Annotated in this window: 17 protein-coding genes; 10 read left to right on the top strand and 7 right to left on the bottom strand. The window is 44.2% G+C overall.

Features of this window, described 5'->3' with window-relative positions:
- Window positions 1-3: 3 nt before the first annotated feature.
- Window positions 4-1,749, top strand: a complete 1,746-nt coding sequence (locus RB622_RS20460) for a glycoside hydrolase family 9 protein (protein ID WP_308048498.1) — start codon at window positions 4-6, stop codon at window positions 1,747-1,749.
- A 65-nt stretch (window positions 1,750-1,814) separates the two neighbouring features.
- Here RB622_RS20460 and RB622_RS20455 read toward each other — a convergent pair whose 3' ends face one another.
- A complete protein-coding gene (locus tag RB622_RS20455; RefSeq protein WP_308048497.1) occupies window positions 1,815-2,021 on the bottom strand; it encodes a hypothetical protein in 207 nt (68 codons plus the stop codon).
- A gap of 247 nt (window positions 2,022-2,268) precedes the next feature.
- On the opposite strand from RB622_RS20455, the gene RB622_RS20450 reads away from it, so the two are divergent.
- The 4 genes from RB622_RS20450 (at window position 2,269) to RB622_RS20435 (ending at window position 5,317) form a co-directional block, all read left to right on the top strand.
- Complete coding sequence (locus RB622_RS20450) at window positions 2,269-3,627, top strand: acyl-CoA dehydrogenase family protein (RefSeq protein ID WP_308048496.1); 1,359 nt, start codon at window positions 2,269-2,271, stop codon at window positions 3,625-3,627.
- 75 nt (window positions 3,628-3,702) lie between these two features.
- A complete protein-coding gene (locus tag RB622_RS20445; protein WP_308048495.1) occupies window positions 3,703-4,089 on the top strand; it encodes a hypothetical protein in 387 nt (128 codons plus the stop codon).
- A 117-nt stretch (window positions 4,090-4,206) separates the two neighbouring features.
- A complete protein-coding gene (locus tag RB622_RS20440; protein ID WP_308048494.1) occupies window positions 4,207-4,866 on the top strand; it encodes an SDR family oxidoreductase in 660 nt (219 codons plus the stop codon).
- The gene (locus RB622_RS20435; RefSeq protein ID WP_308048493.1) at window positions 4,838-5,317 is read left to right on the top strand and encodes a GNAT family N-acetyltransferase; all 480 of its coding nucleotides are present in this window, start codon (window positions 4,838-4,840) and stop codon (window positions 5,315-5,317) included. Before RB622_RS20440 ends, RB622_RS20435 begins: the two co-directional genes overlap by 29 nt.
- Window positions 5,318-5,387: 70 nt before the next feature.
- Here the strand turns inward: RB622_RS20435 and RB622_RS20430 are convergent, their stop codons facing one another.
- Together RB622_RS20430 and RB622_RS20425 are read right to left on the bottom strand one after the other, a co-directional pair.
- A complete protein-coding gene (locus tag RB622_RS20430; RefSeq protein WP_308048492.1) occupies window positions 5,388-5,789 on the bottom strand; it encodes a hypothetical protein in 402 nt (133 codons plus the stop codon).
- 664 nt (window positions 5,790-6,453) lie between these two features.
- The gene (locus RB622_RS20425) at window positions 6,454-7,185 is read right to left on the bottom strand and encodes a lysophospholipid acyltransferase family protein (protein ID WP_308048491.1); all 732 of its coding nucleotides are present in this window, start codon (window positions 7,183-7,185) and stop codon (window positions 6,454-6,456) included.
- Window positions 7,186-7,326: 141 nt separating this feature from the next.
- Here RB622_RS20425 and RB622_RS20420 point away from each other — a divergent pair, with 141 nt between their 5' ends.
- From RB622_RS20420 to RB622_RS20410, 3 genes are all read left to right on the top strand, one after another.
- Entirely contained in the window at window positions 7,327-8,313 is a 987-nt protein-coding gene (locus tag RB622_RS20420; RefSeq protein ID WP_308048490.1) for an acyl-ACP desaturase, read from the top strand.
- Between the two features lie 113 nt (window positions 8,314-8,426).
- The gene (locus RB622_RS20415) at window positions 8,427-9,005 is read left to right on the top strand and encodes a Crp/Fnr family transcriptional regulator (protein ID WP_308048489.1); all 579 of its coding nucleotides are present in this window, start codon (window positions 8,427-8,429) and stop codon (window positions 9,003-9,005) included.
- 73 nt (window positions 9,006-9,078) lie between these two features.
- Window positions 9,079-9,507 (top strand): ester cyclase, encoded by a 429-nt coding sequence (locus RB622_RS20410; protein ID WP_308048488.1) that lies wholly within the window; start codon window positions 9,079-9,081, stop codon window positions 9,505-9,507.
- A 113-nt stretch (window positions 9,508-9,620) separates the two neighbouring features.
- Here RB622_RS20410 and RB622_RS20405 read toward each other — a convergent pair whose 3' ends face one another.
- From RB622_RS20405 to RB622_RS20390, 4 genes are all read right to left on the bottom strand, one after another.
- Window positions 9,621-10,463: an endonuclease/exonuclease/phosphatase family protein gene (locus RB622_RS20405; protein ID WP_308048486.1), complete on the bottom strand. Its 843-nt coding sequence runs from the start codon at window positions 10,461-10,463 to the stop codon at window positions 9,621-9,623.
- Window positions 10,464-10,630: 167 nt separating this feature from the next.
- Window positions 10,631-12,412 (bottom strand): RagB/SusD family nutrient uptake outer membrane protein, encoded by a 1,782-nt coding sequence (locus RB622_RS20400; RefSeq protein WP_409021724.1) that lies wholly within the window; start codon window positions 12,410-12,412, stop codon window positions 10,631-10,633.
- Window positions 12,413-12,446: 34 nt separating this feature from the next.
- The gene (locus RB622_RS20395; protein WP_308048484.1) at window positions 12,447-15,809 is read right to left on the bottom strand and encodes a TonB-dependent receptor; all 3,363 of its coding nucleotides are present in this window, start codon (window positions 15,807-15,809) and stop codon (window positions 12,447-12,449) included.
- Window positions 15,810-16,084: 275 nt separating this feature from the next.
- Window positions 16,085-17,920 carry an alkaline phosphatase gene (locus RB622_RS20390; RefSeq protein WP_308048483.1) on the bottom strand — a complete coding sequence of 612 codons (1,836 nt, stop codon included), beginning with the start codon at window positions 17,918-17,920 and terminating at the stop codon, window positions 16,085-16,087.
- A 266-nt stretch (window positions 17,921-18,186) separates the two neighbouring features.
- On the opposite strand from RB622_RS20390, the gene RB622_RS20385 reads away from it, so the two are divergent.
- Both RB622_RS20385 and RB622_RS20380 read left to right on the top strand, forming a co-directional pair.
- Complete coding sequence (locus RB622_RS20385; RefSeq protein ID WP_308048482.1) at window positions 18,187-18,891, top strand: NrtR DNA-binding winged helix domain-containing protein; 705 nt, start codon at window positions 18,187-18,189, stop codon at window positions 18,889-18,891.
- 257 nt (window positions 18,892-19,148) lie between these two features.
- On the top strand, window positions 19,149-20,819 hold the full coding sequence (locus RB622_RS20380; protein WP_308048481.1) for a ribulokinase: 1,671 nt from the start codon (window positions 19,149-19,151) through the stop codon (window positions 20,817-20,819).
- Window positions 20,820-20,837: the final 18 nt, after the last annotated feature.

Below are 20,837 nucleotides of genomic sequence, written 5' to 3'. Positions count from 1 at the left end.
ATATTGAAGAAATCATTTTGCAGTTCAATAGCTTTCCTTTTACTTGTCAGGCTGACTTTTGCTCAATCTACATCGGAGTCGATACGTTTGAATCAGATCGGGTTTTATCCTCAGGCTGAAAAAAGGGCGGTGGTTTTGGGAAACAGCGGACAGGAATTCGTGTTAAAAGACTTTAAATCAAAGAAGGTTGTTTTTAAAGGGAAATTGGGCGAGATCCGTAAAAGCCATTATTCGGGCAAGGAGGGACGCGTTGCGGATTTTTCTTCTTTCCAAAAGAACGGGAATTATGTACTTGAAGTAGCATCCGTCGGTGCTTCGTATCCTTTTGAGATAAAACCTGTGGTGCATAAAAACGTCGCGGTCGCGGCTATTCGCGGTTATTATTATCAGCGGGCTTCCGTTCCGTTGCCGGAGAAATTTGCCGGGAAGTGGGCGCGTGCAGCCGGACATCCTGATGACAAAATTCTGATCCATCCGTCTGCTGCATCGTCCGAACGACCGGAAATGACGGTGATCAGCTCACCCCGTGGCTGGTATGATGCGGGTGATTACAATAAATACATCGTGAATTCGGGGATTACGATGGCTACATTGCTCTCTGTTTACGAAGATTTTCCAGCCTATTTCAAAACGCTGAATACCAATATTCCGGAGAGCGGGAATGCTATTCCTGATCTGCTCGATGAGGTCTTATGGAATCTTCGCTGGATGCTCACCATGCAGGATCCGCATGATGGCGGGGTTTATCATAAATTAACGAATCCTCGGTTTGATGGTATGGTTATGCCCGATGCTTGTAAAAGTCCACGTTATGTCGTACAAAAAAATACGATTGCCGCACTTGATTTTGTGGCGGTAATGGCACAGGCAAGCCGGGTTTTCAAGGATTTTGAAAAGGACTTGCCCGGTTTGTCAGATTCTTGCAAAGTCGCTGCATTAAAGGGCTGGGGTTGGGCAAAGCGGAATCCTGCGCTGAAATATCATCAAAATGAAATGAATAAAAATCTGGATCCGGATGTGGTTACGGGTGGGTATGAAGACAAAGACGGAACCGATGAATGGATTTGGGCCGCGGCTGAAATGTATGTTACCACGAAAAACGAGGATTATCTTAAAAATTTATCTTTTGAAACCCATAAACCAATGCCGTTGCCGTCGTGGAGCCAGGTGAAGGCGTTGGCTTATTACACGATCATCAGAAATGAAAACCAGCTGGGGCCGGTAGATCAGCAATATCTGCGGTCGATAAAAAAGAACGTGATCAACTTTTCGGATAATCTGCTTGCTGGTCTGGATACACAGCCCTACCACACGGTTATGGGGAAAACGGCCAGAGATTACGTGTGGGGAAGTTCTGCGGTTGCTGCCAATCAGGGAGTTGCATTGATACAGGCATATAAACTGACGAAGGACAAAAAATATTTGAATGCTGCGCTGGGCAATCTGGATTACCTGCTTGGTAGAAATGCGACGGGTTATTCGTTTTTAACTGGTTTTGGGTCAAAACAGGTCATGCACCCACACCATCGTCCTTCTGTTGCTGATGGTATTGCGGAGCCGGTACCCGGACTTTTATCCGGCGGCCCTAATCCGGGGCAACAGGATAAATGCGATGGTTATCCTAACAAATTTGCAGATGAATCTTTTGTCGATGCAGACTGTTCCTATGCGTCGAATGAAATTGCCATTAACTGGAATGCACCGTTTGTATATCTTGCTGCCGCGTTGGAAGCATTATTTACGAAATAAATTACTGGGACAAACAAAAATGGCGCTTTTTATGACGCCATTTTTGTTTGTCAAATATATAATCCTTAACTCTTGACAGATTTTACCGGTACTTTAGGGTCCGTCTCATTGTAACCTCTTTTGTGCGTCATATTTTCATTTTCAGACTGCCTGATTGCTTCCTCCTTAATCTGCTTTGAAGTTTTTTTGCCGTCATCCTCCTGCAACAGAGCCTTGTCTGGCCCGGATCGTGAAGGTGATCCGCCTGCCACGTTTTTATTTTCGCTGTTCATGACTGAAGTGCTTTTTTGAAATACTGTTTCAAAACTTGTACCGCGATGATTTTGGAAGAAAAAGGGACGGGATAATCCGGAGTGATTATAAAATTCTACACTTTGGACGACGGCATAAGTCAATGTCTCACTTTTAGAAACGTTATCGTGCTAAGACGGGATCACATTCGTTTTAAATTGAAGAATAGATTTGGCCCGGTTGTTACTTTTAGTTAGATAATCGTTCAGCAACTTAAAAATCTTCCTCATGGGTTTATTCGAATCATTTTCTCAGATACGTACGCTTTTAAAAACCATAGATTTAAACGCAGTCAGCAAACTCTCGAAGAAAGTTGACCTGAATAAATTGATGGCAACGGTTTCCAAAATGGATGACGAGGATCTGGCAAAAATGCTGAAATTACTTCAGGCCGGAAGTAGAAAGAAAAAAGAAAAGCCGCCTGTCAATGGTGATTTTTATGAACTGGATAAAACCCTGACCGTTGAAGAAAGGGGAATTTTGCTGAAAGTCAGGAATTTCATGGAAACGGAAATTCGCCCCATTGCGAATGAATATTGGAACAAGGCACATTTTCCCATGCATATCATTTCGCTGATGGCAAAACTCAATATTTGCGGATTAACCTATCATGGATACGGATGCGGAGGTAAATCTGCGCTGCTGGAAGGTTTTCTGGCCATGGAAATGGCGCGGGTAGATTCTTCCATTTCTACATTTTTCGGGGTTCATAGCGGACTTGCCATGGGTTCCATCTATCTCTGCGGCTCCGAAGAACAGAAAGAATATTGGCTGCCGATCATGCAGAAAATGGAAATTATCGGAGCCTTTGGATTGACGGAGCCCGAAGTTGGTTCAGGTGTTGCCGGAGGATTGACCACGACGTGTAAGAAAATTGGTGATGAATGGGTTTTGAACGGACAGAAAAAATGGATCGGGAATGCTACTTTTTCAGACATCACCATAATCTGGGCGCGTAATCTGGATGATAATCAGGTGAAGGGATTTATCGTCAGAAAGGATAATCAGGGTTTCGAGGCGAAAAAAATGGAAGATAAAATGGCACTGAGGACGGTTCAGAACGCGCTGATCACCTTAACGGATTGTAAAATACCTGAATCTGACCGTTTACAAAATGCCAATTCTTTTAAAGATACCGCCAATGTACTGCGTATGACGCGTGCCGGGGTTGCCTGGCAGGCGGTAGGCTGCGGACGTGGTGCCTATGAGCTGGCCTTGAAATATACGATGGAAAGAAAACAGTTTGGCCGCCCGATCGCCGGTTTTCAGCTGGTTCAGGACTTGCTGGTTACCATGCTGGGTGATCTTACGGCGATGCAGACGATGGTGTACCGCTTATCGCAGTTGCAGGATGGCGGACAGCTTACCGACGAACATGCCTCGCTGGCGAAGGTATTCTGTACGTTAAGGATGCGTTCCATAGTCGATCATGCCCGCGAACTTTTTGGCGGAAATGGTATTTTGCTAGAATACGACATCGCCCGTTTTGTTGCCGACGCGGAGGCGATTTATTCTTATGAAGGGACAAAGGAAATCAATTCCCTGATTGTGGGTAGGGCGATAACGGGAGAAAGCGCCTTTGTGTAGCATCCGCTTTGTGTACTGCTTTCCAACGTTTTAGGCAGGGCTGGTGTCATCAAGTTATGCCTAAACGAAAATACGATGAAGACTTATGCTATTCTTTTGTTTCTATTTTTAGCTGTTTCGTGTAAAAAAGATGAATTGGATAGGGATCCCACTGGTGCGGTAAAGGCATCGGTTTGCGGTGTGAATTATCCGATGCGGGAATTACCATGGTTACGCAAAATCATCGAAGACGCCAAGGTGAAAAAGGAGGAGAATTTGGTAACAATCAAACTGTTTGAAGTAAATGGCAAACCCATTTTCAATTATGACTCAGGGTACATGTCTTGTATTGGATGTATCAGTTTTTATTGTGACGGAAGCCCGGTAGACATTACGAAATGGACCGTTGCCGAAATGAAGGAGTATCAAAGCAAAGTAATAGCGGGAACCGGGAAGATCGCCACCATTTGGCCAGAAAAATAAAATAGGCAGGCTTTAAATATGCAATTTTAAAATGTATCCGTTTTAAGTAGACAATTTTTCATATCGTTGTCAACTTGACGCTATACTTTTTAAATTGCATTTTCTAAACGTTATGCTATGACTAACCCAACACTTAAAACTGCATTATTAACAGGAGCAACCGGACTTGTCGGTAAACAAGTACTTCAAAATTTACTGAATTCAGATGTTTATAAAGAGGTTAAAATTTTAACCCGAAAAGCAACAGGGATTCAGCACAAAAAACTAACCGAAATTTTCTTTGATTTTGACAACCCGGATGCGTCGCTTGTCAAGGCAGATGATATTTTCTGCTGCCTTGGAACGACGATCAAAAAGGCGGGTTCGGAGGAAGCTTTCAGGAAAGTTGATTTTCTCTATCCCGTGCAGGTTGGCAGGGCAGGGAAACTTAATGGTTCCGGTCAATATCTTATTGTGACCTCCATGGGCGCGGATTCAAAATCGATGATTTTTTACAATCGCGTAAAAGGAGAGGTGGAAAAAGAACTGGCTGATCTGCAATTTAATACACTGCATATCTTAAGACCTTCGTTATTGCTGGGAGACAGAGGCGAAACACGTTTCGGAGAAAAAATCGGCGAAGTTTTGTCACGGATTGCTAACCCTATCATGGTTGGCCCCCTGAAAAAGTATGCGGCTATTGAAGCGGTAAAAGTGGCCAATGCCATGGTGAATCTCGCCCGGCTTCCACACAAAGGTTTATTTATTCATGATTCTGCTGAATTGCAGCAGTTCTAAAAAATTATTGATGGTCTCCACAGCGCTTCATATTCGTCTGGCAACCCTTTATGATGAAGAAACGGTCTATCATATGATCTGTGATCTTGAAAATAAATCGCTGAACAGACAGGATTTTAATTACGTTTACCATCGTAATTTGGCAAATGACCATATCTGTTATCTGATTGCCGAGCTTGATGGAGAATCAGTTGGCATGGGCAGTTGTCATGTACAGCCTTTGTTGCACCATGTCTGCATGGTGGCCGAGATCCAGGAAATGTATGTAAGACCGGAATATCGTTCAAAAGAAATAGGCAAGGCACTGGTGGAACAACTGGTTGTATTTGCCAAGAGTAAATCGGCACAGCAGATTGAAGTTACGTCGAACAATGTCAGGGAAAATGCGCACAAGTTTTATCAGAAGGAAGGCTTTAAAAAGTCGCACGTAAAGCTTGTCAGGTATTTTTGATCGTATATAAAAAAAGCATTTCTCAAACCGAGAAATGCTTTTTTACATTACCTAAACCTTCAACTGATTTTTAATATCTTCCTCTTGGGTTTCTTGCCCAGCCATCACCACCACGTCTGTGGCTCATGTCGCGGGTATCGGCCATTAATCTTTCAAGATCTTCGGTCAATTTTCGAGCTTCTCTGTGCGAAAGGCGGCCATGAGCGCTGTATCTTCTTTCGCGTTCAGCGATACGGTCATACTCATTCATAAGGACGGCTGCCTCACGGGAGTTTAAGGTTCCGCGACGAATGCCCATAGAGATTTGCTCACGCGCTTCGCGTTGTAAAGCGTTGATACCGTAGTTCCGGTATTCACGCGGATTATTTCGGTAGTCACGACCATGGTAATCACGATCACGGCCTCCATATTGCGCTGATGCGTTAGTAAACCCAAATGCTAAAATTGCGGCTACAAAAAGTATCTTTTTCATGGTAGTGTTTTTTTAAGTTTCGTAGGTTAGAGGCATATCTTTGATCTAGGTTTAATTGGGATTTGTTAACGATTGTTAAGTGGTTAAAAGTAGATTTAATTGTAATTTTCAATGTTTTGTAACGGGTTTATTATGAGAAGAATGGCTGCAAAATGGAGCGGAGAAAATATTTATAAAATTTGGTTTTAGAAGTAAACTTTGGATCACGTCGCTCGTCAGGAATTGGTCGGTCGTGTTGTGTAACCCGGAACGGGTTACGCGATTGTGTCGGCTTTCTGGTTTTCTATAATACTTTCATCCCTTCGGGATTTTATCGGTTAATAGAAGCGTTGGGTTTAAACAAGCCCGAAAGGCTGACAGTCTTGTAGCAGAAAGTGGATTAAGGCGGGTATTAAAACCCTGAAAGGGGCATACTGTAATTCGGATGTCGCCCGATCATACATTGGTCGGTCGTGTTGTGTCACCCGTTCCGGGTTATGCGATTGTGTCGGCTTTCTGGTTTTCTATAATACTTTCATCCCTTCGGGATTTTATCGGTTAATAGAAGCGTTGGGTTTAAACAAGCCTGAAAGGCTGGCAGTATTATAGCAGGTAGGCAGTTAAACCGTATATCAAAACCCTGAAAGGGTGGCAGAAAAGTTGGCGGAGTTTGACTGACTGTTCATTATGCCAATTCTGCCCTGATGGATTCTTGCGCTTCCAATAAAATTTCTTCCACTTTTCTTCCCGCAGGTTCAATCGGCGGTAAGGCAGTCCACGATAATTTAGAAAATGATCTTAGCGGAAATATTCCTTTTGGATTGAAGGTTCCGGTTCCGTTCACTGCAACGGGTACAATTAATGCGTGGGGTGCTTTTTTTAACAATGTTGCAACACCTCCAGGGATAAAAGGCTTCATGATGCCGCTGGCTGTGCGCGTCCCTTCCGGGAAAATAATGGCAGCCCCAGTGGTATCATGAATTAGCTTTCCCAAACGTAAAATTTCGCTGACGGCCTGTTTGCCGTCTTTGCGGTTGATAAGCGCTGCACCGCTTTTGCGCAGGTTATACGAAATACTTGGAATGCCTTTGGCAAGTTCGATTTTGGAAACGAAAAGCGGGTGACGTTTTCTCAAAAACCAGATCAGCGCCGGTATGTCAAAGGTACTTTGGTGGTTGGCCACAAAAATGACAGGGCGCTCGTCGGGTATCACGGCGCGATTTTTGAGTGTTACACTGGAACCCGTCAGGTATAAGCCGTAGGTAAGAAAGAAGTTTAGATAATCGACTACTTTTTCGTGTGCTTTTTTACCGAAAATATTGAGTGTCACCACTTGCAGCGCGTGAAAAACGAGTAAAGTCAGACCGAAATGAATAAGGTAAACGATGCTTAGGAGGTAGTCTATAATTTTTTTCATTCCTTTTTTTACACAATAATAACCCAAATGTACACCGATTGTGAAAATTTGTAAAGCAGGAAATGAGATTTGTCATGTATAACTTACATTAAATTCACGTACTTTGTGAAATCATAATGTGAGATTAAAATTGAATCAACAATGGAAACCGCACTTTCAGCAGCACGGCTTGAAGTCATGCAACATGTAGGAAAGGACCTCGATGCCCTGATGGCAGAATACCTGAAACCGATTGACCAAAATTGGCAGCCAACGGATTTTTTACCGGATTCCAGCAAGGAGAACTTTTTTAGCGAAGTGAAATTATTGCAGGAAAGTTGCAGAGATTTACCGTACGATTATATAGCAGTATTGATTGGAGATACAATCACGGAGGAAGCCCTTCCGACCTATGAGTCGTGGTTGATGGATGTAATTGGCGTGGATCAGGTCGATAATCCTTCTGGCTGGTCGCGATGGGTAAGAGCATGGACAGCAGAAGAAAACCGTCACGGCGATCTGTTAAACAAGTATTTATATCTTTCCGGTCGCGTGAACATGCGTGCCATGGAAGTTTCTACACAGTATCTGATTGCCGATGGCTTTGATATCGGCACCGACCGCGATCCTTACCGTAACTTTATTTATACTTCTTTCCAGGAGTTGGCAACAAACGTATCGCACCGTCGTACCGCAACCCTTTCGAAACAGTTTGGAAATCCGCATTTGTCAAAAATTTGCGGGGTCATTGCTTCGGATGAAATGCGCCACGCGAAAGCATACAAAGCTTTCGTCAGCAGCATTCTGGCCGTAGATCCATCCGAACTTATGCTGGCTTTGGAGGATATGATGCGGAAAAAAATTGTAATGCCCGCCCACTTCCTTCGTGAAACCGGAGTTAAAATGGGTGATACATTCTCTCACTTCTCAGACGCTGCCCAGCGTTTAGGAGTTTATACGACAATGGACTATATCGAAATTCTTGAATCTTTGCTTGCAGAGTGGGAAATTGGAGCCATTAGAGATCTTAATTCAGGTGCAGAAAAGGCGCGTGATTACTTAATGGCCTTGCCTGCACGTTTGCGTCGTATCGCTGACCGTACCCGTATTCCGGAGTTGGAATATGAATTCAGCTGGATCAGCAGATAAGGAACGGAATTAAAGTTTTGTTTTTAATGCATGGCGATAGTTTTAACTGTCGCTATTTTTTTGTTTTTTGCCTGGGGTAATCCCGGCAGTATTCATGTGAAAAGCCTTTAACGATGCCAAACGCTTTCCAGGAACGTTTTAAAGCCAGCATGTCAAATTTGGAATATTTGTCGGAGGCAAGTATCGAAAAGCTGATAGCCTGTGTTCAGGAGCGGGTACTTTCGAAAGGGGAATATCTGCTGGAAGAAGGAAAGGTCTGTAAAAAAATATTTTTTGTAGAAACAGGTTTTCTGAGAAGTTTCAGGATAAAAGAGGGGAATGAAATGAATACCGCTTTCACATTCGAAAATAACTTCACGACCAATCTGAAAAGCCTGCGCTCGGGTACTCCTTCGGAAACCTCGATACAGGCGGCGGAAGCTGGAGTTTTTTGGGAATTGGACAAGCATCGGCTCCTGGAACTTTATCGGGTTTCTCAGGAAATTGAGTCTTTTGGACGCAAAATCGTCGAAGTACTGTCAATCAGACAGGAAGAATACAGCAACTTGTTTACCCTTTATGATGCAAAGGAACGTTATGCATATTTGCTAAAAAACCATCCGGAAATTATTCAGCGTGTAAGCCTTTCACAGATATCCAGCTATCTGGGGGTTGCGCGCGAAACGCTGAGCCGGATCCGCAAACAGCCTTGATCTTTTGTGATAATTATCACAGGTACGCACGCTTTCGATCATCGAAATTTGTGTTCTAAACATGAACCAAACGATGAACACAAAGAACAAAAATCTGATAACAGCCTTTATCGAAAATATCTGGAATAGGAGCGAGTTTGACCAGATTGACCATTATCTCCACCCTGATTTCATCGATCATTCGCTACCGGCCACACTCCCAAAAAATTCAGAAGGGCTGAAAATATGGATACGGAATACAGGTCTGTCTTTTGAGCATAGAACAATTATTGATGAAATGGTTTGTGAAAACGATAAGGTAATCATCAAAATAAGCATGCTGCTGAAGCAGGTGGGGCCTTGGCGGGAAATTGAGCCCAGGGGGAAAGATGTTGTCGCGGTAGGATATCGTTTTATGAAAATTCGTGATCAAAGAATCGTTGAAAGCTGGGGTTTAGTGGACGGCAACGCGATTGAGGAGCAACTAAAAGTGCATAGCCACGGCTGTAAAATCCAGGTATAGCAATTTTTTCTCCATGACATGATAAGAAAAAATCCTTGTGATGAACGAAACCGTTTCATTCATCACAAGGATTTTAGCTGCATTGGCTACTTATCAAATAAGTGCGGGCCGTATTAATTGATAACTGCCTTGATAACAACCGGCTGGTGATCTGATGGATAACGCTGCTCTTTCGCATCCGTTAACACACCATATTTTAAAACCTTGATCGGTTTGCTGACAAAAATGTAATCGATACGTTTGTCCATCGGCGCGTCAAATTTGAAGCTGTTAAAGGTTCCTTCCGGACCGTAAGCTGGTTGCTCAGTTACGTCGTGTGAATCGTTAAGCAAAGTCTTGATGGTTTTGATCTGCTCCGTTTCTGGTGTAGAGTTAAAATCTCCTGTTAAGATTGTTGGAGCGTTCCCTGCGATTTCTTTGATTTTCTTTACCATCAAATGACCTGACTGACGACGTGCTTCAACGCCCTGGTGGTCAAAGTGGACGTTAAAGAAATAAAATTCCTTTTTCGTGTTCAGGTCCTGGAATTTTGCCCAGGAAGAAATACGGTTGCAGCAGGTTGCATCCCAACCCAACCCAGGTTTGTCAGGGTTTTCACTCAGCCAGAAATTACCAGATTTTAACACTTTAAAGCGATCTTTTTTATAGAAAATCGCCGAATGTTCCCCGCCTTCTTTTCCGTCATCACGACCTTTGCCAAGGAAGGCAAATTCAGTAAGTTCGGCCACGTCGTGTAGCTGTCCGATCAGCACTTCCTGCGTGCCAAAAATGTCGAATTCGTGAAAACGGATAAGTCCTTTCACATTTTCCTTACGGTTCGGCCAGGCGTTTATGCCGTCACCTTTATTATTGTAACGAAGATTGTAAGACGCGATATTAATGGTTTCGGGCTTTTTCTGAGCAAAACCAGCCGTTGTCATGGTCAAAACCATCAGAACGAGAAATGCTTTTTTCATGGGTAAAAATTTAGTGTTAAAAATTGGTAAAAGTAAAGTCACAAAGTAAAGAGTAAATTTTTTCATTTCTTTACTCAGTGTAATTTAAGTCGTCGGGTATTAGCAATTGGCTATCGTTTTCTAAATTAACAAACTGATAGCCAATTGCCGACAGCCGACGATTTAAATTACCATCCCGGGTTTTGCCCCAATTTAGGATTAAACAGACGATCGGTTTCAGGAATAGGATAGAGGTAATGTTTTTCTTCCCATTTGCGCGGAACATTGTTCAGCCAGGTAATTTCTCCGGATGTGTCGTTGGTTAGTCGCTGAGGATTTACGCCTGCGCTAATTGTTTCGGCCACGTTGATGTAAGTAACACCCGGCACCGGACTGGTTGGCGTACCTTTTACAAAAGCAACGTCCATTTTTCCATCCTCGTTAAGGTCCATCGGCTGATTCAAGGCCGGAACGTAAAATCCATTCCACTTTTGCTCCATCAAAGGACCGCGTTTCCAACGTACGATATCATAAAAACGGAAACCTTCCAGACACAATTCAGTAGCTCTTTCACGACGGACTTCCAAAATAGCGGCATCTGATATACCCGGGAAATAATTCGTTTGCAGATAAGGATCTACCATGGTCGGAACAGCTGAGATTCCGCCTGTGATGCCTGCTCTTTTGCGTAACGCGCCGACTGTTAATGCCCAGTCCTGATCCGTTAATTTGTTCAGTTCAGCCTTTGCTTCGGCATTGTTCAACAGTATTTCGGCATAACGCATGATCGAGATACTGTTGATATTTCTCGTTCCGCCGTCATAATAGGTATCATCCAGAGTCCATTTGATTGGCTGATATCCTGTGTAGGTGTATGAAAAAATAGGAGGGGCAGCCTCTTCTTTTCCACCGTTAATCCTTTTGTAACTTCCCATACGGATCGTCTGCTGAAGTCTTTTGTCACGACCTTTTACTTCTTCGGCAAAAGTAAGCGTCTGATATCCGGCTTTGTTTGTGAAAGGCGTTCCGTCGGTATTCAGATACGTATTGACATAGGTGCGGGTGAAACTCAGACGAGCTCCATAAGTAGCACTTGTCCACCACCAGTTGGCGTCATTGTAAATGCTTAAAGCAGGATCACAGACAAAAGACAACATGACTTCGCTGGCGACAGGCGTATTGTTTGTGAAAATCTGACGATAGGATTTTTCATTTCCTCCCGTTTCGTTCAATGAAAAACCGCCTTCTTTAATCACTTTTTCTGACGCCGAAATGGCTTCATTCAACCATTTTTCGGCTGTCGGCTGTAAGTTATAGGTTGTCTGGTATTTTCTGAACGTACCTTCAAAAAGGCAAATGCGCGACTTGTAACCATACGCAACCGATTTTGTGATCAAACTTCTCGTTGGATCCGAGGTCGTACGAATATTTTCACAGGCGAAGTTCAGGTCGGCAAGAACAGAATCCATCACGACAGTACGCGGATCGCGACCATTGAAAAGGGAAGGATCGTCAACCGCCGCAGTCTTGCTAATCCAGGGTACATCACCGAAACGTTTTACTTTTTCAAAATAAAACAACGCTCTGAAAAAACGCGCAAGGGCTATGTAATGCTTTCTTGCATCTGCCGGAACGGTTTCGCGGTTATTGTTCTCAATAAAATAATTGATGTTACGAAGGGCTTTCCAATCCCAGCCGTTGCTCTGACGAGGGCCATACGCACCTTCACGAAGAAAATCGGGAACAGAAGAACGGGCACCGAAGTCGCTCATTTCGTCTGAACGGATGATGTCGTTACCATTTGGCAGGATATTGTAAAAAGAATTGCTGTATAGCTCCAGACCTTTCTCACTTCCGAAGACAGCATTGTTATCAGCAGTAGACTGCGGAACCTGGTCCAGTTCCTGACATCCGCCGGCCATAAGACCCACTGCGAATAACAGTCCTATAAATTTAAATTTCATTGTCATTTGATTTAATAATATTCTTAAAGTCAGGTGGTCATCAGAATGTCACAGACAATCCCATGGTGAAACCTTTTAACATCGGGTAGTTGTTACCGTTACCGCTGTTTCCTCTGTTAGGATCAGAAGGATCATCCGACGGGTTCAAAACAGCGTCAGATCTGCCGATGTTTTCTACGTCAATATCTTTGGTGATTTTGTAAAGCGGTGACCAGGCGAAGAGATTATCCCCTGAAACATAAACACGAGCGCTCGACATTTTCAGTTTGCTGATCAGAGTCTGTGGCAGGTTATATCCGATCTGGATGTTTTTCATGCGGATGTAAGCCACATTCTGAAGGTATTTGGTCTGAGCCTGGGCAAGTTCTCCCGAACCATTCTGCGCGGTGTAACCACGGTAACGGGGCAAATAAGCATTAGGATTTTCCTCTGACCAGATATTGCCAAGCTGCCAGGTTGGGATCTTGTTGTAAGGACGGTTGTACTGTCCCCAGAAATTACCTGCTTCCGAACCCGGGAACCAGTCCTGTTTTCCGACGCCCTGGAAAAATGCGGAGATAAAGAAGTTGTTCCAATCAGCTGCAAGCGTCACGCCGTAGGTATAACGTGGCAGTGAATTTCCGATGATCTTTCTGTCACCCGGCTTGTCAACCGTATTATCGCCATTGTCAATAACGCCGTCGCCGTTAAGATCCTGGAATTTAATGTCTCCGGGAAGGAGCTTGCCAGTTGTTGAAGCTTTGTACAAAATCTGTTTTGGCGAGTTTGCAATATCATCCGCAGACGTGAAATACCGGTCAGTAACAAAACCCCAGATTTCGCCCACTTTCTGCCCCGTATAGTAATTGTTAAGTCTTCTTTCGGCATTGTTAAACTTGTCAATCTTCGCGGTGTAGTCGGCCACTGTCAAACGAACCGAATAGTTCAAAGGTTTCGCGCCCACTGTAAACTGATCTTTCCAGGTTACGGCCGCTTCCCATCCGCGGGTTGTTAAGTCAGCATAATTACCTTTGGGAACATCCGTACCAAAAACAGCCGGCAGCGCCATGCCCTGTGTAAACATGCCCGTTGTTTTTCTCTGGTAAGCATCCGCATTCAAAGTCAAACGGTTGGAAAGCATCGATAAATCCAGACCGAAATCGGCCGTACTTGATGTTTCCCAGGTAAGTCCGTTCGGCAATACATTAGGTTGACCGGACTGCTGAGGACGAACACCATTGAGAATCCTTCCCGATTGGGATATCCCGAATTGTTCCTGAAATGCGTAGGAGGCAATATTTCCGTTCCCGAGCGAGCCGTAAGATCCACGTAGTTTTAATTCAGAAATCAATTTTGGAGAGGCTTTCCAGAATGATTCATTGGATATTCTCCATCCGGCCGAAACAGAAGGGAAAAACGCATAGCGCTGGCTGGAAGGGAATTTGGAAGAACCGTCATAGCGACCGTTGAATTCCACCAGATATCTTTCTTTGTACGAATAATTCAAGCGGTAGAAACCACCTGCAATGGCCCATTTTTCGTAACCGCCACCAGTGGTAATCGATTGGCCAAGGGCCAGGTTGATGTCGCTTGCATCTTCGTAAATAAGTCCGTTACGAACGACCTGCAAACCACGGTACTGCGACTGTTCCTGGTTAAATCCTGCCAAAACTTTAAAGTAATGATCTGCACCAACCTTTGGTTCAAATTCAGCGTAGATATTCGTGGCCGTGTACTGCGTGTTGCGCAGCAGGTTTTGAAGATCATTGAAATTGGTTCCAACGTATTCAATGACACCCGGTTTGCGGCTGTAAGGAACCGGAACGCGGCGGCGATATTCGTTATTGTCGGTATTCTGGTACGTGAAATTTCCTTTGATTCTCAATATGTCATTGAAAAATTGGGAAGCAAAACTGGTCGTGTTTCTGAAAACACGCTTGTCCATGTCAATGCCATTTTTGCCATACCAGAAATCTCCCACCGTATACGCTGCGGAATAAGTTAACGTTCCGTCCGGGTTAAACATCGGCGCCATGGTATGGCCTTCATCCGAAATGTTTCTCCAGATAGAACCACCCTCACCAACGTTCACCGGGTTATGATATTTCATCGAAGAGAAGTCGGCGTTGTTGGCAACGTTAAGCCATTTGTAAAGCTGAACCGAACCTTTCACACGCAAACTCATGATTTTGTAATCATCAGAGTTGTATTTAAAAAGACCATCCTGACCAAAATAGCGGCCCGTTACCAGGAAATCAGCCTTGTCACTTCCACCGGAAACTGACAAATTATGCTCCCTGGCGCTGGTATTTTTCTTGTAAAGCTCGTTGTACCAATCCATGTTTCCGTAGTAAACATACTCACCGGTTACCGGATCGACATCCGTTTTTGGCAAACTTGGGTCTTTCGAGCGTCTTTCAAATTCGGCCAGATAAGCCGGAGAGAATTTTACCGTTTTGTTAACGTTCTGCGGAGTCTGCGCATAATCGTTCCAGGCACTCCAGCTTTCGTTAAACATTTTGGCGAAAGTGTATCCGTCCGTCACGAAATCCGGTACGGCAATAGGACTTTTAATTGCCTGGTTAAAAGAGTAATTAACCGTAGTTCTGTCTTTTTGCGGTGTTTTGGTAGTAATCAAAACCACACCAAATGCACCTCTGGCCCCATAAATTGCTGCCGATGCAGCATCTTTAAGTACAGAAACGCTGGCAACGTCATTCGGGTTGATACGGCTTGGATCACCTTCTACGCCATCAATAAGTACCAATGCGCTACCGCCTTGTCCGATTGAAGTAGTCCCCCGGATGTTAAATGCGGGCGATTGCGTCGGTTTTCCATCACCCATCGTCAGGTTAAGGTTTGGGATAACCCCTTGAAGTCCCTGAGAAAGGTTTGGCAATGCACGGTTTTCCAGCACTTTGCTGCTCACCTGGTCAACTGCTCCTGTCAGGTTCGCTTTTTTCTGTGTTCCGTACCCTACGACAACCACTTCATTAAGTGCCTTCGTGTCTGGTTTTAATGTAATATCAACAGAAGAACGGTTCCCAATAACGACCTCCTGGGGTTCGTAACCAACAAAACTAAATATCAAAACAGATTCGGGTGATGGAACAGAAATTTGAAAAGTACCATCCACGTCCGTTGTGGTACCCTGCGAGGTTCCTTTGATGACAACACTTACTCCCGGCAACGATCCGCTGCCATCTGAGGCGACAACTTTACCTTGTATTTTTATTTCCTGCGCAAGGTCCGACGACTGGCGGGAACGCTCTGTGAAATTTTGCGTGAAATCCTTTTTAGTAGAAAAAGGCGAAGCGTTAGTGTAACCGGCTCCGGTTAAAAGTGCCGTTGACAATAAATGCATCAATCCGATCCGGGTCATTTTATCCCACTGAATCGGCTTGCTACGTAATGATGTTAACATAGGTTGGTCTTGATAAAATAAATTTTCGTCAAAGGTATTTTGACCTGCCATGTCATTACTGGTTATTTGTATTATGATTTTATTAATAAATCGTTAAGATTTAACGAAAAGATAATTTAAAATGATAAATCGTTTTAGCGTTATGTATTGTCTATAAATAATGAAATTATTACAAATATTACGGAAAGATAATTATGGTAATATTCCGTGAATGAAAAAGAGGATGCCTTATTTCAAGGCATCCTCTTTGACGATTGTATTAATTTCAATCCGTATTACTTCTTGTTGTATTTGTTAAAAATGGCAAGGATCCTGTGGAAGATTTCAGTGTTTTCATAAACACCCCTGAAATCCAAAGCATGGGGACCATAAGCGAAAACCGGTACCATGACAGCCGTGTGATCGTTGGTACTGAAATGCCCGTCTACGTAACCTTTTTTCAAATCGCCATCCAATAGGGTCAATCCACCTGTTTCATGGTCGGCCGTGACGATCACCAGGGTTTCACCATTGCTGTCAGCAAAGCGTAAAGCCTCACCGATGAGCTGGTCAAAATCCAGCATTTCAGTCACGACATAAGGGATTTTATTGACGTGTCCGCCGTAATCGATCTGCGCACCCTCAGCCATCATAAAAAATCCTTTTGGGTTTTTCGATAATGTTTGCTGCGTTTTGTTAAATGCTTCTGTCAGGAAATTGCCCCGACCTTTTTGCATCGAAACGGTTTTGGAATCATCCAGTAACACAAAGGGCGCTTTGAGCGAAGCCAGATCCTGCCAGTGATTGGAAACCTGAAAACCTTTCACACGAAGCGAATCAGAAACCTTTTCCTTGTTGAACATAGCCGCACCGCCGCCGATCATAATTTCCACGGAGGATTTCAGATAGTCATGAGCAATAAGGCTATCCAGGCTTCTCTCCGGCTGATGCGCATAAAATGCGGCTGGGGTGGCATCGGTAATGCTCCCGGCTGATATCAATCCCGTTTTAATGCCCAATGGCCTGATGATATCCGGTAAGTTTTTCAACGGAATATTGTTGGTGTCCACACCAATTGCACGGTTTCTGGCTTTTTTACCGGTAGCCATCGCCGTTGCACCAGCGGCGGAATCGGTAATGTAACTATCAGCAGCACTCGTTTTCGAAAACCCAATGTTGAGAAATTGTGCAAGATTAAGCTCGCCATGATTTGCCGTCAGGCCCGAATAAATCTGGGTTAGCCCCATACCGTCTCCAATGAGCAAAATGATATTTTTTACCTTGGAAAGTTTATCGTTGTTGCGATAGGTGGGTTTGTATACGGGCTGGGCTTTTGGTGAGGTATATTCAGCGTCGGCACGGTTGCGCAAATAGGGGCCAAGCTCTTCCACCTTATCCGTATTCAGATAGTCGATCCCCATATTCATAAGCATTTTCCACGCGTTGATGTTGTCAGGCGTTCCCCAGAAGCGGATTTTTTTGCCCTGATCATGCACATGCTTCATCACGGCCTCAAGCGCTTCCTTTTCCTTTTTTACCAATATCCCTTTACCATTCCACTTGGTATAATGACCGAAAGACTGGCTGATCAGCCCAATTCTTTCAAGCTGTGTTTTGGAATAATTAATTTCAGGTCGTCCGTCAAAAAACAAGTAATCCGGGTATTGACTAAATTCCTGTGGCGCCGGGACATCTCCGCTTAACACAATTTTTACGGGACCGGCGGGAGCAAATACTTTCAAATAGGGTTGCAGCTCCCGGATCAATACCGGAATTGTTTCCTTACCGGGTGTTTTTAAATCGATAAGGAGCTGGAGGGGCTGGCTCTTGTCGGGGTAAATTTGTCCGTTATTCTTTTCAAACTGTGCGAGCAATGGTTTTAAATAAAGACTGGAAAGGGTGTTTTTAGCAGTAATGTGTTCTTGCTCATGCGCGACAAAAATACTGTCGTTTCTTAAAAATATGTCCGCTTCAATAGAGCCAAATTGTTGATTGTAAGCACGTAAAAACGGAATGTTTTGCTCGTAGTCGTTGTGAGAATGCGCCTGCGCCGTGGTATAACGGACAGGACTTTGGGCATAAACAGTGCTGGTGAAAAGTAAAGCCAGAACAGATAAACGAATGAATTCCATAAATAAAATGCGTCAGAATTCTGACGGTAAGGATAGTTAAAATTCGGTTATTAAAACAACAGGAGTGGCCTGCGGGCAAAATTTTTTGCAAAAATCAATGTAATAATCTTCCCCGGGGGAAATTTTGTATTAAGAAATCTGTTTGTTTTTGTAGTTTCTGATAACTTTCAGGTAATAAAGCGTAATTTTTTTGATCAATTTCGAAAGTCTGGCATTTACTTTTTAATTTGCCCGGATCATGTGTCCGAATATAAGTTTTAAATAGTATGTATAGTTATCCTCTATCGTCCAGAATCTTACTTGCGATTGACTGTATCATTTTTGGGTTTGATGGGAAAGATATAAAATTACTCCTGATCAAAAGAAATTTTGAGCCAGAAATGGGTAAATGGTCGTTGATGGGCGGTTTTCTGAAAGAAGAAGAAGATCTGGAAGCCGGTGCTTCAAGGATTCTTTTTGACCTGACGGGGCTTAAAGATGTTTATGTGGAGCAGCTGGAAGTCTTCGGTAAGGTTAACCGAGACCCTGCGGAGCGTACAGTTTCCGTCGTATTTTTTGCCTTGATTCAGATCGAAGAGCACGATGCTGAGGCCGTGAGAAGCCACAACGCTTCCTGGATAAGTCTGGATAAGCGCCCGCAGCTGATTTTTGATCACGAGCAAATGGTCATGCGGGCTATCGAACATCTGCGTTATAAAGCTGCGCTGCATCCGATTGGTTTTGAACTTTTGCCTGAGTTCTTTTCTATCCCGCAGTTGCAGAAACTGTACGAAGCCATTTATAACACACCACTCGACCGGCGGAATTTCAGCCGGAAACTGCTTTCAACGGGGTTACTAATCGATACAGGGCATAAAAGCAGCAATTCAACGACAAAAAAAGCGACGTTGTACAAACTGGATACCGTTCGTTACAAAGAGAAATTCCATGCCTTCTGGAATTTTATGCCGGATTCCATGAAGCCAGTGTAGTCCTGAGGTTGCGCAAACAGCAATTTTTATAGTGCTTGAAAATCGCTTTGATTTTTTGCTTAACTAACAATTTAATTGTGTCAATTATACACTATAAATAAAATATATTATATTTACGAACTGATTATTTATAAAAGGCTTTATGCTTTATAAAGTGTGGCGGTAGGCTGAAATTGGTAATCGTACCCGTCAAGGAACTCAGAAAGTTTTAACGCATCGTATTTCTATAAACCTTATTTCGCGGTCAGTGACTCGATATGAAAAATAAATATGTAATTGGAATTGATTACGGTACGGATTCCGTAAGAGCGCTGGTGGTTAATGCACATACCGGTGAGGCGGCCGGAACGGCGGTTTTTGAATATCCCCGTTGGAAAGCGGGCAAATACTGCGATCCTTCGATCTCGCGTTTCCGACAGCATCCGCTTGATTATCTGGAAGGGCTGGAAGCATCGGTCAAAGATGCGTTGAAAAATGTCAGCGCGGAGGTCAGAGAAAATATAACGGGTATTTCCATCGATACGACGGGTTCTACGCCCGTGGCTGTGAATGAACGGGGAACTCCTTTGGCCATGCTGCCGGAATTTTCGGAAAACCCCAACGGTATGTTTATTCTCTGGAAAGACCACACGGCGAATGCCGAAGCCGAGGAAATCAATGCGCTCGCACACAGCTGGGAGATTGACTATACCAAATATGTAGGCGGAATATATTCTTCGGAATGGTTCTGGGCCAAGATATTAAAAACCCTGAGGGTTGATGAAGCCGTCCGGGAAAAAGCATTTTCCTGGGTGGAGCATTGTGACTGGATTTCGGCAGAACTGACAGGGCAAACGGATCCGTTGACCATGCGGAGGTCACGGTGTGCAGCCGGTCATAAAGCCTTATGGCACAACGATTTTGAGGGACTTCCCGCCGAAGATTTTTTTGTAGCGCTGGACCCTCTTTTAGGCGGTTTGCGTGAACGGCTATTTTCTGAAACGGAAACTTCTGATAAGCCCATGGGCACAATTTCTGCGCAATGGGCTGAAAAACTGGGAATCCCGGCTGATGTCGTTATCGGTGTAGGCGCGTTCGATTGCCATATGGGTGCGGTTGGTGCGCTGATTGAACCGTATTCTTTATGCAAGGTTATCGGCACTTCAACCTGCGATATGCTGGTGGCTCCCAATGAAGAAATCGGGCATTTGCTGATCCACGGTATCTGCGGGCAGGTGGATGGTTCCATTGTTCCCGGTATGCTGGGAATGGAGGCGGGACAGTCAGCATTCGGCGATATCTATGCCTGGTTTTCCAAACTGATCACCGCACCGGTGGCTGAACTTTTAGGTGCTGATGCCGCCAAAGAATTGTCCGATAAACTGCTTCCGCATTTGGCACACCAGGCCTCACTTTTACCGGTAACAGAAAACGATATCGTCGCCATTGACTGGTTGAACGGCAGACGTACCCCCGACGCAAACCACACGCTGAAGGGTGCAATTTTTGGATTAAATCTGGCCAGTGACAGCGCTCGTGTTTTTAAAGCCCTGGTGGAGGCAACCGCTTATGGTTCAAAAAATATCGTCGATCGTTTCCGAAGCGAGGGCGTGCCGATCCATGAAGTTATTGCCATTGGCGGGGTCGCCAAAAAATCCGCCTTTGTGATGCAGACACTGTCTGATGTCCTGAACATGCCAATCAAGGTCGCGTCGTCCGACCAGGCCTGTGCTTTGGGCGCCGCTATGTTTGCTGCTGTTGCATCCGGCGTTTATGCTACGCTGGCGGAAGCGCAGCAGGCGATGAGTTCAGGGTTTGATGCCGAATATCATCCAAGGCCGGAAGTTGCCGACATATATCAAAAAATATATAAAAAATACCTTACGGCTGGTGGGTTTATTGAAAACGAGATGAAAGCCAAAAAGGCCTTGGATTTGAAAACAGCCTAAATGGAGCGTATTCCATTT

Origin of the sequence: Dyadobacter sp. LHD-138 (assembly GCF_030929615.1) — a bacterium.
Taxonomy (GTDB): Bacteria; Bacteroidota; Bacteroidia; order Cytophagales; family Spirosomataceae; genus Dyadobacter.
Note: the sequence above shows the minus strand (reverse complement) of the source record. Positions and strands in the feature narration are given on the sequence as shown.

What these genes read in the sequence shown, in the direction of transcription:
- RB622_RS20400 (WP_409021724.1), bottom strand. Translation starts at nt 12,412, where the DNA reads ATGACAATGAAATTTAAATTTATAGGACTGTTATTCGCAGTGGGTCTT.
- RB622_RS20450 (WP_308048496.1), top strand. Translation starts at nt 2,269, where the DNA reads ATGGGTTTATTCGAATCATTTTCTCAGATACGTACGCTTTTAAAAACC.
- RB622_RS20445 (WP_308048495.1), top strand. Translation starts at nt 3,703, where the DNA reads ATGAAGACTTATGCTATTCTTTTGTTTCTATTTTTAGCTGTTTCGTGT.
- RB622_RS20395 (WP_308048484.1), bottom strand. Translation starts at nt 15,809, where the DNA reads ATGTTAACATCATTACGTAGCAAGCCGATTCAGTGGGATAAAATGACC.
- RB622_RS20440 (WP_308048494.1), top strand. Translation starts at nt 4,207, where the DNA reads ATGACTAACCCAACACTTAAAACTGCATTATTAACAGGAGCAACCGGA.
- RB622_RS20435 (WP_308048493.1), top strand. Translation starts at nt 4,838, where the DNA reads ATGATTCTGCTGAATTGCAGCAGTTCTAAAAAATTATTGATGGTCTCC.
- RB622_RS20410 (WP_308048488.1), top strand. Translation starts at nt 9,079, where the DNA reads ATGAACACAAAGAACAAAAATCTGATAACAGCCTTTATCGAAAATATC.
- RB622_RS20415 (WP_308048489.1), top strand. Translation starts at nt 8,427, where the DNA reads ATGCCAAACGCTTTCCAGGAACGTTTTAAAGCCAGCATGTCAAATTTG.
- RB622_RS20425 (WP_308048491.1), bottom strand. Translation starts at nt 7,185, where the DNA reads ATGAAAAAAATTATAGACTACCTCCTAAGCATCGTTTACCTTATTCAT.
- RB622_RS20380 (WP_308048481.1), top strand. Translation starts at nt 19,149, where the DNA reads ATGAAAAATAAATATGTAATTGGAATTGATTACGGTACGGATTCCGTA.
- RB622_RS20430 (WP_308048492.1), bottom strand. Translation starts at nt 5,789, where the DNA reads ATGAAAAAGATACTTTTTGTAGCCGCAATTTTAGCATTTGGGTTTACT.
- RB622_RS20390 (WP_308048483.1), bottom strand. Translation starts at nt 17,920, where the DNA reads ATGGAATTCATTCGTTTATCTGTTCTGGCTTTACTTTTCACCAGCACT.
- RB622_RS20405 (WP_308048486.1), bottom strand. Translation starts at nt 10,463, where the DNA reads ATGAAAAAAGCATTTCTCGTTCTGATGGTTTTGACCATGACAACGGCT.
- RB622_RS20420 (WP_308048490.1), top strand. Translation starts at nt 7,327, where the DNA reads ATGGAAACCGCACTTTCAGCAGCACGGCTTGAAGTCATGCAACATGTA.
- RB622_RS20385 (WP_308048482.1), top strand. Translation starts at nt 18,187, where the DNA reads ATGTATAGTTATCCTCTATCGTCCAGAATCTTACTTGCGATTGACTGT.
- RB622_RS20455 (WP_308048497.1), bottom strand. Translation starts at nt 2,021, where the DNA reads ATGAACAGCGAAAATAAAAACGTGGCAGGCGGATCACCTTCACGATCC.